Annotated in this window: 15 protein-coding genes; 11 read left to right on the top strand and 4 right to left on the bottom strand. The window is 68.3% G+C overall.

From position 1 onward, the window contains the following. Positions 1 to 15 precede the first annotated feature (15 nt). The 6 genes from ACQUQR_RS06780 to ACQUQR_RS06755 all read left to right on the top strand — a co-directional run bounded on the left by ACQUQR_RS06780 (position 16) and on the right by ACQUQR_RS06755 (position 4,483). Positions 16 to 1,107, top strand: coding sequence for a glycosyl transferase family 2 (locus ACQUQR_RS06780; RefSeq protein ID WP_435195696.1), 1,092 nt, complete (start codon positions 16 to 18; stop codon positions 1,105 to 1,107). Further along, on the top strand, positions 1,104 to 1,550 hold the full coding sequence (locus tag ACQUQR_RS06775) for a DUF7109 family protein (RefSeq protein WP_435195695.1): 447 nt from the start codon (positions 1,104 to 1,106) through the stop codon (positions 1,548 to 1,550). The genes ACQUQR_RS06780 and ACQUQR_RS06775 overlap by 4 nt, the downstream gene beginning before the upstream one ends. Before the next feature lie 37 nt (positions 1,551 to 1,587). Then, positions 1,588 to 2,187 (top strand): NUDIX hydrolase, encoded by a 600-nt coding sequence (locus tag ACQUQR_RS06770; RefSeq protein WP_435195694.1) that lies wholly within the window; start codon positions 1,588 to 1,590, stop codon positions 2,185 to 2,187. Between the two features lie 120 nt (positions 2,188 to 2,307). Further along, entirely contained in the window at positions 2,308 to 3,084 is a 777-nt protein-coding gene (locus tag ACQUQR_RS06765; protein WP_435195693.1) for a DUF7388 family protein, read from the top strand. Positions 3,085 to 3,106: 22 nt separating this feature from the next. After that, positions 3,107 to 4,210: an NAD(P)/FAD-dependent oxidoreductase gene (locus ACQUQR_RS06760; RefSeq protein ID WP_435195692.1), complete on the top strand. Its 1,104-nt coding sequence runs from the start codon at positions 3,107 to 3,109 to the stop codon at positions 4,208 to 4,210. 42 nt (positions 4,211 to 4,252) lie between these two features. Next, the gene (locus ACQUQR_RS06755) at positions 4,253 to 4,483 is read left to right on the top strand and encodes an AbrB/MazE/SpoVT family DNA-binding domain-containing protein (RefSeq protein WP_435195691.1); all 231 of its coding nucleotides are present in this window, start codon (positions 4,253 to 4,255) and stop codon (positions 4,481 to 4,483) included. A gap of 47 nt (positions 4,484 to 4,530) precedes the next feature. Here ACQUQR_RS06755 and ACQUQR_RS06750 read toward each other — a convergent pair whose 3' ends face one another. Both ACQUQR_RS06750 and ACQUQR_RS06745 read right to left on the bottom strand, forming a co-directional pair. Further along, complete coding sequence (locus tag ACQUQR_RS06750) at positions 4,531 to 4,992, bottom strand: Hsp20/alpha crystallin family protein (protein ID WP_435195690.1); 462 nt, start codon at positions 4,990 to 4,992, stop codon at positions 4,531 to 4,533. Further along, complete coding sequence (locus ACQUQR_RS06745; RefSeq protein ID WP_435195689.1) at positions 4,989 to 5,141, bottom strand: DUF7559 family protein; 153 nt, start codon at positions 5,139 to 5,141, stop codon at positions 4,989 to 4,991. The genes ACQUQR_RS06750 and ACQUQR_RS06745 overlap by 4 nt, the downstream gene beginning before the upstream one ends. 112 nt (positions 5,142 to 5,253) lie before the next feature. Here ACQUQR_RS06745 and ACQUQR_RS06740 point away from each other — a divergent pair, with 112 nt between their 5' ends. From ACQUQR_RS06740 to ACQUQR_RS06730, 3 genes are all read left to right on the top strand, one after another. After that, entirely contained in the window at positions 5,254 to 6,054 is an 801-nt protein-coding gene (locus ACQUQR_RS06740; RefSeq protein WP_435195688.1) for a DUF429 domain-containing protein, read from the top strand. Between the two features lie 71 nt (positions 6,055 to 6,125). Then, complete coding sequence (locus ACQUQR_RS06735) at positions 6,126 to 6,956, top strand: VOC family protein (protein ID WP_435195687.1); 831 nt, start codon at positions 6,126 to 6,128, stop codon at positions 6,954 to 6,956. Between the two features lie 55 nt (positions 6,957 to 7,011). After that, entirely contained in the window at positions 7,012 to 8,724 is a 1,713-nt protein-coding gene (locus ACQUQR_RS06730) for a radical SAM protein (protein WP_435195686.1), read from the top strand. A gap of 19 nt (positions 8,725 to 8,743) precedes the next feature. On the opposite strand, the gene ACQUQR_RS06725 is transcribed toward ACQUQR_RS06730, so the two are convergent. Beyond that, complete coding sequence (locus ACQUQR_RS06725; RefSeq protein ID WP_435195685.1) at positions 8,744 to 10,180, bottom strand: Na+/H+ antiporter NhaC family protein; 1,437 nt, start codon at positions 10,178 to 10,180, stop codon at positions 8,744 to 8,746. 162 nt (positions 10,181 to 10,342) lie between these two features. Between ACQUQR_RS06725 and ACQUQR_RS06720 the strand changes: the two genes are divergently transcribed. Continuing rightward, a complete protein-coding gene (locus ACQUQR_RS06720; RefSeq protein WP_435195684.1) occupies positions 10,343 to 12,142 on the top strand; it encodes a flippase-like domain-containing protein in 1,800 nt (599 codons plus the stop codon). Between the two features lie 204 nt (positions 12,143 to 12,346). Then, positions 12,347 to 12,970: a hypothetical protein gene (locus tag ACQUQR_RS06715; RefSeq protein WP_435195683.1), complete on the top strand. Its 624-nt coding sequence runs from the start codon at positions 12,347 to 12,349 to the stop codon at positions 12,968 to 12,970. Positions 12,971 to 12,978: 8 nt separating this feature from the next. On the opposite strand, the gene ACQUQR_RS06710 is transcribed toward ACQUQR_RS06715, so the two are convergent. Next, complete coding sequence (locus ACQUQR_RS06710; RefSeq protein ID WP_435195682.1) at positions 12,979 to 13,605, bottom strand: hypothetical protein; 627 nt, start codon at positions 13,603 to 13,605, stop codon at positions 12,979 to 12,981. Positions 13,606 to 13,607: the final 2 nt, after the last annotated feature.

The following is a 13,607-nucleotide window of genomic DNA, read 5'->3' as shown; positions in this document are numbered from 1 at the left end:
TCCTCTCCTCTCGCGATGGAGTACGTGCAGGAGCGGGTGACGACGCTCCACGATTTCACGGACCCGACGCCCGACGCGCCCACTGACCGCGCGGCCGTCGTCGTCCCGATGACAGAGCGCGAGCACAACTCGCTCGCCGCCGAACGGGTGCTCACGGCCCTCGAACGCGTCGCCCCCGAGCGGGTCGTCGTCGCGCTGCGTGCGCCCGCCGAGCGCGTGGGCCCGATGTGCGACTGGCTGGAGGGGTTCGACCTCCCCTTAGAGCCGCTCTGGTGTGACGGTCCCGCACTCGACGCCCTCCTCAGCGAAGCCTGCCTGAACGGCCACCGGGGGAAGGGTCGGGACGTGTGGCTCGCGCTGGGTGTCGCCGCGAAATCCGATTTCGTCGCCGTCCACGACGCCGACGCGAAGACCTACTCCGAGCGGCACGTTCCTCGACTCCTCTTCCCGCTCGACCACGGCTACGACTTCGCGAAGGGGTACTACGCCCGCGTCGAGAACAACCGCCTCTACGGCCGGCTCTTCCGGCTGTTCTACGCGCCGCTCGTCCGGGCGCTCGCCGATGCCCACGACGCCCCGGTGCTCGACTACCTCGACTCCTTCCGATACGCGCTCGCCGGGGAGTTCGCGGGGACGAGCGACCTCGTGCGCTCGCTCAGAATCCAGCGCGGGTGGGGCCTCGAGGTCGGCACCCTCGGGGACGCCTTCGCCGCGGCCGGCTTCGACGGCACCGCGCAGGTCGACCTGGGCAAACACGAACACGACCACCGGGCCGTCTCCGGCGCGGCGGGGCTCTCCACGATGGCCGAACAGGTCGGTGACGCGTTGTTCCGCGCGGTCGAGTCCGGCGGCGTCACCCCCGCGTACGACACCCTCCAGGACCGCTACCGCGAGACGGCCCGCGGGCTCATCCGGCAGTACGCCGCCGACGCCGCGTTCAACGGCCTCGACTACGACCGGGCGGGCGAGCGCGACCAGGTCGACGCGTACGCGAGCGCCGTCTCGTCTCCGAGTACGGACACCCGGCTGCCCGCCTGGGCGGACGCCCCGGTCGCCGTCGAGGCGGTCCGGGAGGCCGCGCGCGAGGACGTGGCGGAGGCACGATGAACCCCGACGAGCTCGCGGGGGTCGTGGACCTGTTCGGCGCGCTCTCCCGTGGTGAACTCCGCGAGGCCATCGACGAACTCGCGTACAAACGCGGCGTCGAGGTCGAGGACGGGGCCATCGAGGCGGCCGTCGCCACGTTCGCACTCGTCCCCTTCGACGACCCCGAACGGCTCGCGGTGGGGCCGACGGCGTTCCCCGAACTCCCCGAGGGGGGTGAGGACCTCCCGCACATCCTCGACATCGAGCGTCGGGCGGTCGACCGCGAGCGGGTGGTCACCGCCGCCGAGGAGCGCTTCCGCGAGGAGGCCGCGCTGGCCGTCGCGGCCGGGAACGAGGAGCGACAGGAAGCTCTCCGCGACGTGAGCTACGACCTCGAGGCGTGGGGGACCGGGTCGCTCGAGTCGCTGCGGACCCGCCTGGACGCCGCGCTCTCGCTGGAATGAGACGGAGACTTATGCCGGGTGGTTCCCTGTGACCGGTATGGACCTCACGCGCCTCGCCGGCTTCGAGCCCGTGCCCGTCACGGACCAGGAGCGCGAGGCTGCGGTGCTCGTCCCCGTCATCGCCCGCAACGACGGCGAGCACCTGCTGTTCGTCAAACGCGCGGACCACCTCGGCCAGCACGCCGGCCAGATGGCGTTCCCCGGTGGTGGCCGCGAGCCTTCCGACGCGGATCTGGAGGCCACCGCCCGCCGCGAGACCCACGAGGAAGTCGGGCTCGCCCCCGACGCCGCGGAGGTCGTGGGCCGGCTCGACGACATCCGCACCGTCTCGCACTACTCCGTCCGGCCGTTCGTCGCCCGGGTGCCCGATATCGAGTTCACGCCCGACGAGCGCGAGGTGGCCGAGGCCGTCGTCCTCCCCGTCTCGGAGCTCACCGACCTCACGAACTACGAGAGCGAGCGCCGGGACCACCCGTTCTACGGCGACGTGCGCATCCACTTCTTCCGCGTGGACGGGTACGTCGTCTGGGGGGCGACCGCCCGGATACTCGTGCAACTCTTAGAGCGGACGACGGACTGGGAGATGCCCGCGGAGCCGGACCGCGTGGTCGACCCGGACGCGGAGTACCCGGTGTAGGCCAGATTCGCGGAGAGCGATACCCTTAACCGCCAGAGAGGGATGTGTTCGACCATGTCCGCAGTAGACGCGGCTGGTCGCGTTCCGCGACGATAGTTCTCAGATGACTGGTGATACCCAATGTTGAGAGAGGAGCCCGTGGCTCGCGTCGGGCTCGACGCGATCGCACTGAAACCGAAGGAGCACTCGCTGTCAGACGCCCGCGAGCTCGCGGTCGACACGCTCTGTCTGGACTACGAGGGGCGCGAGCATCTCCCGGACGAGGCGACGCTCGACCGGCTGGCGCGCGACCACGACCTGCTCGTCACGACGCCGGTGCGCGCCGACGGCTTCGACCCCCTCGGCGACGACTCGCTCGTGGATTCGGTTCCCGAGCGGGCGGGACGCATCCTCGTCGCCGGCCACCCGGCGTACCTCACCGACGAGGAGAAGCGGCGGGCCATCGCGCCCCGGCTCTCGGCCGCGCGCGAGGAGGCCCCCGACGCGTGGGTCGGCACGGAGGGGGTCGAACGCGTCGCCATGGCGCTCGGCGGGACGCAGTACGACCTCCTCTCGCGCGGCACCGCGAACTCCGTCCGCGCGGTCCGGACGACGGGGTTCGAGGGTGAGATCGCCGTCTACGCCCCCGTCGTCGTGAGCGACGCGGAGGACGAGATCCTCGACGCGGCAGGGCCGTACACCGCCCGTCGGGGGGTCGTCCGCCGGGCGCTCCCGGACGGTGCCCCGGACGACTCGACCGCCACGGGCCGGGCCCGCGAGGTGCTCTCCGCCGCGGTCCGGGATTTCGCGCTCGTCGGGAGCCAGGACGAGGTGCGCGCCCAGACCGACGCCCTCCGCGAGGCGGGCGTCGATACGGTCGTGGGCTACCCGGCCCGCGGGCTGGCGGAATTCCTTTAATCCCGCCTCCGCTCTCGGGGGTATGCACGTCGCCGTCATCGGCGGGGGGGCCGTGGGCACGACGACCGCCCACGACCTTGCCGCCCTCGGGGCCGAGGTCACGCTGTTCGAAGCCGGAGCCGTCGCCGAGGGGTCGAGCGGCCGCGCCGCCGGGGTGTGTTACGACGCCTTCGCCGACCGGCTCGACGCCGATCTGGCGACCCGCGCGCTCGACCGCTTCCGTGACCGCTCGGGCGAGGGCGCGTTCGGCTTCGAGGATCGCCCGTACGTCTGGCTCGCACGCGAGGGCGACACGCGAACGGTCGAGGCCATCGAGTCGCACGTCGAGCGGATGCGCGCGAACGGGCTCGACGTGTCGCTCGTCTCCGCCGCCGAACTGGGGGACAGATGGCCCGCGCTCGTCACCGACGACGTGGCCTGCGCGGCCGTCGCGGAGAACGCGGGGTGTGCGGACCCCGCGGCTTACACGGAGCTGATGGCGGCCCGCGCCCGCGAGGCGGGGGTGACGGTGCGCGAACAGACGCCCGCGCGCCTCGATGGACGCGCGGTCAACGGTGACGAGTACGACGCCGTCGTCGTCGCCGCGGGGGCACACACGCGGCGGGTCTGCGAGCCCGTCGCGCCCGTCCCGATCAAACCGTACCGGGTGCAGGCGCTGGTCACGGAGTCCGTCGATATCGAGACACCACAGCTCTACGACGCCTCGGGCGGGTACTACCTCCGGCCGCGGGCGGGCGGCCTGCTCGTGGGCGACGGCACCGAACCCGTCGAGCGCGACCCGGACGACTGGGAACGGGAGGCGGATGGGTGGTTCCTCGAGGCGTGCGAGGGGTACGAACGCCGGGCGCTCGCTCGCTCGTTCTCCGTCGAGCGCGCGTGGGCCGGGCTCTGTACGGCGACGCCCGACGGAAATCCGCTGTTCGGGGAACTCACGGAGGGGGTCTTCGTCGCTGCGGGCTGGCAGGGCCACGGGTTCATGCGCGCGCCGGCCTTTTCGGAAATCCTCGCGAACCGCGTCGTCTCGGGTATCGACCACGAGGCGCTGCACGCGTTCTCACCCACCCGATTCGACGGGGACGAGGACTTCGAGATCGTGGAGGGGATGGCACGGAACGTGGAGGGGTAGTCGGCGTGCGGTTTTTTGGCTCCGCTCCGACTATCTCCTGGTATGGTGGAGCGCACGCTCGATGAGCGGGGGCGGGTGACCGTTCCCAGGGAGTTTCGGGAGCGGTTCGGTGACCACTATCACCTCGTCGAGGTCCGCGATGGCCTCAAACTGATCCCCATCTCGGACGACCCGCTGGCAGCCCTTCGAGAGGAATTCGCGGATGTCGAGAACTCTGTACAACGACTCCGTGGTGATGCTCGGGAAGGAGGCCTCGATTTGGCGGGGCGATAGACGGCCATCTCTCTCGTCAAACGCTCTGTTCGGATGAGCTGCCCGCGCTACTCGTCGTCCGGTTCGTCGGGCGTCGGCTCCTCCTCTGCGTGGTCCGCAGCCTCGATGTCGACGCTCTCCGGGGTGGCATCCTCGCTCTTGGGGAGTTCGATACGAAGGGTGCCGGTCTTCGTGAGGGTGGCGTTCGCGCTCCGGGGGTCGACCGTCGCGTCCGGGGGGAGGGTGGCTTTCCCGTCGAGCGCGAGGCCGCGGCCGGGGAAGCGCATCTCGAACCCGTCGTGGTGCGGGCGGAAGCGGTCGATCTTCACCTCGACCGTGTTCCCCTCGTAGTTCACTCGTACGTCGCTCGCGCGTGCGCCGGGGGCGTCGAACACGACGAGGTAGGCGTCGTCGCTCTCGAGGACGTCGACGGGGAGGGGTTTGCGCTCCTGGACCTGTCCGGCGATGCGGCCCACGCCGTCGAGGATGGCGTGGCCGACCTCCTCGCCCAGCTTCCGCAGGGTCGTCATAGCTCGACGGCCTCCACCGGGCCACCGCAGTACGGACAGGAGAACGCCTCCGCACCGGTGTCGCTCGGCATGTTGTAGGTGTAGTGCAGCTCGATCAGGTCGAGGTCACAGTCCTCGTCGGCGCAGACGATTTCCAGCGTCTTCGGCATACTCGGGGGTATGCTCGCGCGACTCTTGAACCCCCCGGCCACCGCCCGAACTGCCGGTGTCGCGGCTCGCCGTGGCCGCCAGCTTTTCCCGGTGTGTTCTCCTATCGCATCCGTGCGCGTCCACGGTATCGACTTCAGCGGGGCGAAACGCGCCGGGGAGAAGGTGTGGGTCGCCTCGGGGGAGTACGACGACGGGCTCACCATCCACGCCGTCCGGCAGGGGACGGAACTGTTCGGAAGCGCCGACCGCGAGCCCGTTCTCTCCGGCCTCCGCGAGTGGATCGCCACACAGGAGGGTGCGGTGGGGCTCGACTGCTCCTTTGGCCTCCCGCGGCAGGTCCATGCCCACGGCTCCTGGCGGGCGTTCTGCGAGTGGTTCCCGGACGCGTTCGACGGGCCCGAGGCGCTGCAGGGGGAGTGTGCCGAGCGGACGAAGGCCATCACCGGTGGCGAGCGGACCTACCTCAAGCGCGCGACGGACGAGCGGACGAACGCCCGGTCCCCCTACCACTGGCTCGTCGGGCCGCAGACGTACTACGGCATCGCCGAGATCGTCGCCCCGCTCGTCGAGCGCGGGGTCGCGGTGGAGCCGATGGTCCCGATTCAGGGGGCTGCGGTGCGGCTCCTCGAGATCTATCCGGCCGCGACGCTCCGCGAGCTCGGGCTCCCCGACACGACGTACAAGGGGGGTCACGAGGGGGAACGCGAGCGTCGCGAGACGATTCTCGCGGGGCTACGCGAGTGGGGGGTCGGGCTCCCCGCAGGCGTCGAGACCACCCTGCTCGACGACTCCGAGGGGGACGCGCTCGACAGCGTGGTCGCGGCCGTGGCGGTGGCGCGCGCGGCCGAGGCGGGGTTCGTCGTCGGCGAGGAGTCGGCGTACGACCCCGTCGAGGGGTACATCTACGTGTAGGCCCGCCGCTCCCGTGGTAACCCGTATGTTGCCGGAACGTTATATTCGCACAGCGGTTACCATCTGATACCATGTCCTCGTCACTCCCTGCCGAGTGTCACATCGGCCGCGTCGCGCTCGTCGTGAACGACCTCGACGACCTCACCGCCTTCTACCGCGACGTGGTCGGCCTGCACGTCCTCGCGCGCGAGGAGGGACGGGCCACGCTCGGGGTCGGTGACACACCCCTGCTTCTCTTGCGGGAGGACGCCGACGCACCCGCCCGGCCCAGCACCGCCGCGGGGCTGTTCCACACCGCCTTCCTCGTCCCCTCGCGCGCGGCGCTAGGTGACGCGCTCGAGCGCGTGCGCGACCGCTGGCGACTCGGCGGGGCCTCCGACCACCTCGTGAGCGAGGCGATCTACCTCACCGACCCGGAGGGGAACGGCATCGAGATCTACCGCGATCGCCCCCGTGAGGCGTGGACGGAGACGGAGGGGGGAATCGCCATCGACACCCTGCCGCTGGACCTCGATGCCGTCGCCACAGAGGCCGCGGGCGAGGAGGCGATGCCCGAGGGAACCACCGTGGGCCACGTCCACCTCGAAGTGAGCGATATCGAGGCCACCCGGGCGTTCTACGTCGACGCGCTCGGGCTGGAGCTGCAGGCGACCTACGGCGACAGCGCGCTGTTCCTCGCCGCGGGCGGCTACCACCACCACCTCGGGGCGAACGTCTGGCACCATCGGTCGCGCCCGCCCGAGGGGCGCGGCCTGGCGTGGTTCGAGGTCGTCCTCCCGGACGAGGCGAGTCTGGAGGCGACCGCGGAGCGACTGCGCGCGGCCGGCCACGCGGTGACGAGCGCGGGCGAGGGGCTCGATGTCGTCGACCCGAGCGGCATCACCCTCCGGTTGCGGTCCTGACTCCGCTGCCGCCCGGGTAGTCACCGTTTTACCGTTCCATCCGCTTTCTTCGATAATGACTGACCCCGCGGAGCTCTCGGTGACGCTGGTGGACGGCTACGTCGACGAGCCGGCACACTTCGGCGTCCCACCGTACATCTCCACCTATCCCCGGTACACCGCGGGTGCGCTCGTGGACGCGGGCGTCCCCGAATCGCAGATCACCTACCACACCATCGACGAGTTGCGCGAGGAGCGCTCGACGTGGCGCGACGTGGAGGGTGCGGACCTGTTCATCTACGTCGGCGGGATGACCGTCCCCGGGAAGTACGTCGGGGGCACCCCCGCGGAGCCGGACGAGGTCCGGGAGATGGCGTGGGCCGCCAAAGGAACCTCGATCATGGGCGGGCCCATCCGGTTCGGTGTCGGCGAGGAGAACGCCGGCGCGTCGGACATGGAGCGCGACGACCTCGATTTCGATTTCGTCGCGAAGGGCGACATCGAGGCCGCGGTGTTCGACCTCGTCGAGAACGGGCTGGAGGGCCACGGGAACCGCGTGCGCTCGAACGAGGAGATCGACCGCTGGGGGGCGAAGGGCGCGTTCGTCGTCGAACAGCACCCGAACCACCCGGAGTACCTCATCTGTGAGATGGAGACCTCTCGCGGGTGTGCCTACCGGTGTTCGTTCTGTACGGAACCGCTCTACGGGAACCCCGCGTTCCGGACCGCGGAGTCGGTCGTGCGGGAGGTCGAACAGCTCTACGAGCGCGGCGCGCGCCACTTCCGGTTAGGAAGACAGGCCGACATCCTCGCGTTCGGCGGGGACGGCGAGGCCCCCAACCCCGACGCGCTGCGAGAGCTCTACTCCGGGATTCGGGAGGTGGCCCCTGATTTGGGGACGCTCCATCTCGACAACATGAACCCCATCACCATCTCGCGGTGGCCCGAGGAGTCGCGAGAGTGCATCCGCATCATCGCGGAACACAACACGGCGGGGGACACCGCAGCGTTCGGCCTCGAATCGGCCGATCCGGTCGTCCAGGAGGCGAACGACCTGAACGTCACCGCCGACCAGTGTTTCGAGGCCGTCAAGATCGTCAACGAGGAGGCCGGGTGGCGACCCGGTGAGGACCCCTCGAAGGCACCGACGCACGGCGAAGCCGCGAGCAACCGCCTCCCGAAGCTCCTGCCGGGTATCAACCTCCTGCATGGATTGCTCGAAGAGCGGGAAGAGACCTACGAATTAAATAAGCAGTTCCTCCAGCGGGTGTACGACGCGGGCCTGATGCTCCGCCGGGTGAACATCCGGCAGGTGATGGCGTTCGACGGGACCAAAATGAGTGAAACGGGCTCTGCCATCGCGAAGGAGCACAAGCCCCTCTTTAAAAAATACAAGACGGAGGTCAGAGAGACCATCGACCAGCCGATGCTCGAGCGGGTCGCCCCGCCGGGGACCATCCTCGAGAACGTCCACCTCGAGTACCACCAGGACGGGAAGACGTTCGGCCGACAGCTGGGGACCTACCCGCTGCTGGTCGGCCTCCCGGGCGAGCTGGAACTCGGGCAGGCCATCGACGTGGCGGTGACGGACCACGGCTATCGGTCCGTCTCGGGTGTGCCGTACCCCCTCGACATCAACAGCGCGTCGATGACGGAGCTGCAGGCGATTCCGGGGCTCGGCAAGAAGCGTGCGGGGAACGTCGTCGTCAACCGTCCGTACGACTCACTCGACGCGTTCGAGCAGTCGGAAGGCGTGGACGTGAGTCCGTTCGCCGTCGCGAGAAAGTAGCGGCTTTTCGCTTCTCTTCTCAGTCGTCAGCCGGGGCCGCACCGGCCGGAGCGGTGGTCTCTCCCTTCGAGAAGCCGATGCCGAGGAGCGTCAGCACCACGAGCACGGCGGGCGAGAAGAACGCGAACAGGTAGTAGGGCGCGTAGGCGAGCGAGCTACTCAGCCCGAAGACGCCGGCCATGAACACGCCGCCGGCGTGCCACGGGAGGAGCGCGCCCGTCGGGGTGCCGACCGATTCGATGGCCATCGAGAGGTCCGAGCGGTCCAGCCCGTACTCGTCGTAGAGGTCACCGAGGGTGAGCCCGGGAACGACGATGCTCATGTACTGCTGGGCGGAGAAGGCGTTGACGAGGAACGCGGAGGCACCGGTGCCGACGATGAGGCTCTTCGGGCCGACGACGGCGTCCGCGAGGTAGCGCGCCAGCGTCGTGAGGATGCCCGCGTGGTTGAGCAGTCCTCCAAGAGCGAGCGCGAGGACGACGACGGAGATGGTCCACGCGGAGCCGGCGAGCCCGCCGGAGGCGAGCAGGCCGTTCACGAGTTCGGTCCCGGTCTCGGGCGCGGTGCCGTTGAGGAAGGCGTCCCACGCGGCGGTGAAGGAGGCGCCCTGTACCCCGATAGTTGTGCCGACGCCGGCGAAGACGCCCGCGACGAGCGTCGGCACGGCCGGGATACCTCGAAGGGCGAGACCGAAGGTGACGAGCAAGGGGAGGAAGACGAGCGGCGAGAGCGCGTAGGTGCCGACGAGCGCGGAGCGGATGGCGTCGACCTGTCCCGGAATCGCGCCGCCGGCGCGGAGGCCGAGCCACGCGTAGACGACGACGGAGAGGCCGAACGCGATGACCGTGCCGAGCCGCATCGCCCGGATGTGGTCGTAGAGGTCCGTCTCGGTGACCGCGGCGGCGAGGTTCGTCGTGTCGGAGAGCGGCGACTGCTTGTCACCGGCGTACGCGCCGGAGAGGACGGCGCCCGCGGTCATCGGGACGGGAATCCCGAGGCCGGTGCCGATACCGGCGAAGGCGACGCCGAGGGTGCCCGCCGTGGTCCACGACGAACCGATGGAGAACGCGACGACCGCCGCGAGGACCGCAGCGGCCGGCAGGAACGTCTGCGGGGTGAGGATGCCGAGCCCGTAGTACATCAGTGCGGGGATCGTCCCCGCCGAGATCCACGTCGAGATGAGTGCGTAGATGGTAAAGAGGATGAACAGCGCACCGAGCCCCATCTTGAGGCCGCTCTCGAGCCCCTCCTGGATCTGGGCGTAGGAGAGGCCGATGGCGTACTTCGCGACGAGGCCGGTGAGGACGATACTCCACAGCAGGGGGCCGTGCGGCGAGAGGCCGAGCAGCCCCGACCCGAGTGCGAGAAAGCCGATGACGCCGAGCGCCGGCACCAGCGCCTGCAGCGGCGTCGGTGACGGGCCGTCGGTCGATACTGATTCCGATAGTGAACTCATCGTACCCTGATGGATTACTCTAAAGAATAAAAGAGACTCGGATTATTACTGCGGAACGTTCGTGAAGGTTCCGTCCGTCGGTTCGCTCGCGCGACAGGAAGGGGCGAACTGGACGACGGAAATGACAGAAGGTTCTTACGCGACACCGGGCAAATCCACCCAATGAGTTCCACGGAGGTCAGCGTCGTTCTCCCCGCGTACAACGAGGAGAACACCATCGAGCACACCGTCGAGGTGACGCTCGCGACGCTCGACTCCTTTCTCTCTCCCGAGAGTTACGAGGTCATCATCGCGGAGGACGGCTGCGAGGATCGCACGCCGGAGATCGCCGACCGGCTCGCCCGCGAGGACGACCGGGTCACGCACTTCCACAGCGACGACCGGCTCGGGCGCGGGGGCGCGCTCGAACGCGCCTTCGCCGCCAGCGAGGGGGAGGTCCTCGTCTACTTCGACACGGACCTCGCGACGGACATGCGCCACCTCGAGGAGCTGGTCGAGTCCATCCGCACGGAGGGGTACGACGTGGCCACCGGCTCCCGCCGGTATCCAGACCGGAAACAGCCCCGGGAGATGGACCGCGGCATCGCCTCGGACGGCTTCAACGGCCTCGTCAGGCTCTTTCTGCGCTCCGAACTCTACGACCACCAGTGCGGGTTCAAGGCGTTCGACCGGGCGGCGCTGTTCGAACTCCTGGAGGACGTGGAGGACGACCACTGGTTCTGGGACACGGAGGTCCTCGTTCGCGCCCAGCGCGCCGGGATGCGCGTGAAGGAGTTTCCCGTCCAGTGGGAGCCGAAGGGTGACACGAAGGTCGATCTCGTGCGCGATGTGTTCGGGATGGGTTCACAGATCGTCCGGGTCTGGTGGGAGTTTGCCGTCCGCCCGCGGGTGAACCGGCAGGTGGCGATGGCCGCGGGCACCCTGCTCGTGCTCGTCGCGGTCGCGCTCACCTTCGTCTATCTGGACCCGCGGGACGTCCTCCGCGAGCTCCAGGGGGCGGACCCGACGCTCGTCGCCGTCGCCGCGGGCGTCTACCTCCTCTCGTGGCCTCTCCGGGGTGCTCGCTACCGCGACATCCTCGCCGAGTTGGGCTACCGCGAGAGCGTCGCCTTCCTCACCGGGGCCATCTTCATCTCCCAGACCGGGAACCTCGTGTTCCCCGCCAGAGCCGGTGACGCCGTTCGCGCGTACGTCGTGAAAGCCCGCCGCGGGATCCCCTACCCCTCCGGGTTCGCCTCGCTCGCCATCGAGCGCGTCTTCGACCTGCTCACCATCACGGTGCTCGCGGGCACGGTGCTCCTCGGCTTCTCCGCCGTGGGGCTCGAGTACGGCGGCACCGCGGGCGTCGGCGGCGACATCGCCCAGTCCGGGCGCACGGCGCTGTACGTCTCCGCGGGCGTGGGTGCGGCGGCCATCGTCGCCGCCGTCGCCATCGTCGCCAGCGCGCGCTCCGACCGGAACCTCGTCCGGAAGACGGTTTCGCGCATCTCGAACGACTCGTACGCCGACGAGGTGGCCTCGGTCATCGAGCGGTTCGTCGGCGACGTCCAGACCGTCGCCGGCGACAGACGCGCCTTCGCCGTCGTCGGCGCCTCCTCGCTCGCGGTGTGGACGCTGGACGTCATCACCGCGCTCATCGTCTTCGCCGCGTTCGACGTGTCGCTCCCCGTCGTCACGCTCGTCGCCGTCGGCTTCTTCGCCGTGAGCGTCGGCAACCTCGCGAAGGTGCTCCCCCTGTCGCCCGGTGGGGTGGGCCTCTACGAGGGAGCCTTTACGTTGCTCGTCGTCGGCTTCACCGGCGTCGCGTGGCCCGTCGCACTCGCCGCGGCCATCGTGGACCACGCGGTGAAGAACGCGGTCACCGTGGTTGGTGGCGTTGCCGCGACGCTCCTGTTGAACGTCTCGCTCACCGAGGCGGTCGAGGAGTCGCGCGAGGTGGAAGTGGACGCCGTACAGGAGTAGTCAATCGGGGCTTGTTGAGACTCTCTTTGAGTGCTGTTTTTCGGCAGGATTGCTGGATAGAGGGCGCGTATCTCGTAGTGCTCGAATACTATCTCTTCTACCTGGTCGGCACATTGACTTGTGGACGCCTCTCTCCTCGAACTCGGAGAAACGGGGTGCCACAGGTGGAGAAATGTTTTTCAGACTGGTTCTCGATAACTTACCATGGGGATTGTTAACAACCATTCTTGGAACAAGCTTGAGCAGTGGAGCCCACGATTGTTTATGCTGGCCTCCGTCTTCCTTTTGGCCGGTGCTACCAATAGCGGTCTGGCGTTTCTGAGCGACACCTATGTGTTCAACGAGTGGCTCGGCATCGTCCTTGAACTCGGGCGACTGACCGCACTTCTCGGTGCGGTAGGACTCTCGGTGAAGGTAATAAATCGGAACGCACGTCTGGGAGCTCTACACCGAGCCATCGGTTCCCTGGCAGTAGTCTTCGTAGGTTGGCTGATAGGGCTGGCGTCGCTAGAAGTGGCAGGAGTCCTCGCGGACCCTATCGGCATTATCGGTCTTTTCGCCTACGTTCTGTCTGTCAGCACGTTCCTCGTAGCTGGAGTGGGGGTCAGTTTTACGGGGGCTTACTCACGGCTGGTTGGGAGCCTCTTGCTGGTCAACGTGATTGCATTGCTGGTGGTGTTCTTCGGGCGTCTATTTGTCCCGCTGAACTTAGTCGCTACAGTCGTCCCTGGAATCCAATCTCTCCTCTACCTGAGTGTTGGATACACCCTCCGAGACTGGATTGTGACAACCCAGCAGAGCGTCGCGGCGACAGATACGACCCTCTGACTGAGTGGTTACTCTGCAACCGTTCCCGGCGGTAAATTCGCTCGGTCCCCGTGTGCCGATGCGGTCAGGAGCCGGTAGCCGATAGCGACGTGTGTCACAACAAGACCCAGTTCAGCGAAGGTCCCGACGACATTGATCGGGAGAGCGGCCCGACCGAACATTCCGAACAGGAGGGCCACTGTGGCACCCAACAGCATGACACCGACCAATGTGGAAAGGGCACCAGTGCGGAGGATGGCGACCCCGAATAGCGTGTACGTGACCAGCGACAGGACGACCGTCCCGAGTCCCAATATCGCTTCGATTGGCTGCGCAGCTCCGAGGTTCTTCAGAACTGCAGTTGTAAGGAGTCCGAGCGTAACGATGAGCGCGAGCACGACAACTACACGACCCAGCTTCCCCACTCTCGAAGTACGGTCCATGATGTGTGCGGAGATTCCGGCAACCCCGAGCAGGGACGCCACTCGCGCGAGAAGGACCGTAAGGCCGACCCACGAGTTGAATGTGATGCTGTCGAAGATCGATGTCATCCCGTAGTTCGCAGCCGCGACCAGCGAGAAAGCCCCGGCCACGAAAAATAGGTGTGGACTCCATGTTTCGAACGATTCCCACAGTCCAATGTCACTCGATTCCATGA

It is taken from the genome of Natronomonas sp. EA1, from assembly GCF_051195035.1.
GTDB lineage: Archaea > Halobacteriota > Halobacteria > Halobacteriales > Haloarculaceae > JBNTJV01.
This window is presented reverse-complemented; position numbering and strand designations above follow the sequence as displayed.

Coding starts and splice junctions, on each gene's coding strand:
- ACQUQR_RS06720 (WP_435195684.1), top strand. CDS start 10,343: ATGAGTTCCACGGAGGTCAGCGTCGTTCTCCCCGCGTACAACGAGGAG.
- ACQUQR_RS06730 (WP_435195686.1), top strand. CDS start 7,012: ATGACTGACCCCGCGGAGCTCTCGGTGACGCTGGTGGACGGCTACGTC.
- ACQUQR_RS06735 (WP_435195687.1), top strand. CDS start 6,126: ATGTCCTCGTCACTCCCTGCCGAGTGTCACATCGGCCGCGTCGCGCTC.
- ACQUQR_RS06725 (WP_435195685.1), bottom strand. CDS start 10,180: ATGAGTTCACTATCGGAATCAGTATCGACCGACGGCCCGTCACCGACG.
- ACQUQR_RS06780 (WP_435195696.1), top strand. CDS start 16: ATGGAGTACGTGCAGGAGCGGGTGACGACGCTCCACGATTTCACGGAC.
- ACQUQR_RS06770 (WP_435195694.1), top strand. CDS start 1,588: ATGGACCTCACGCGCCTCGCCGGCTTCGAGCCCGTGCCCGTCACGGAC.
- ACQUQR_RS06745 (WP_435195689.1), bottom strand. CDS start 5,141: ATGCCGAAGACGCTGGAAATCGTCTGCGCCGACGAGGACTGTGACCTC.
- ACQUQR_RS06765 (WP_435195693.1), top strand. CDS start 2,308: ATGTTGAGAGAGGAGCCCGTGGCTCGCGTCGGGCTCGACGCGATCGCA.
- ACQUQR_RS06710 (WP_435195682.1), bottom strand. CDS start 13,605: ATGGAATCGAGTGACATTGGACTGTGGGAATCGTTCGAAACATGGAGT.
- ACQUQR_RS06760 (WP_435195692.1), top strand. CDS start 3,107: ATGCACGTCGCCGTCATCGGCGGGGGGGCCGTGGGCACGACGACCGCC.
- ACQUQR_RS06715 (WP_435195683.1), top strand. CDS start 12,347: ATGGGGATTGTTAACAACCATTCTTGGAACAAGCTTGAGCAGTGGAGC.
- ACQUQR_RS06755 (WP_435195691.1), top strand. CDS start 4,253: ATGGTGGAGCGCACGCTCGATGAGCGGGGGCGGGTGACCGTTCCCAGG.
- ACQUQR_RS06750 (WP_435195690.1), bottom strand. CDS start 4,992: ATGACGACCCTGCGGAAGCTGGGCGAGGAGGTCGGCCACGCCATCCTC.
- ACQUQR_RS06775 (WP_435195695.1), top strand. CDS start 1,104: ATGAACCCCGACGAGCTCGCGGGGGTCGTGGACCTGTTCGGCGCGCTC.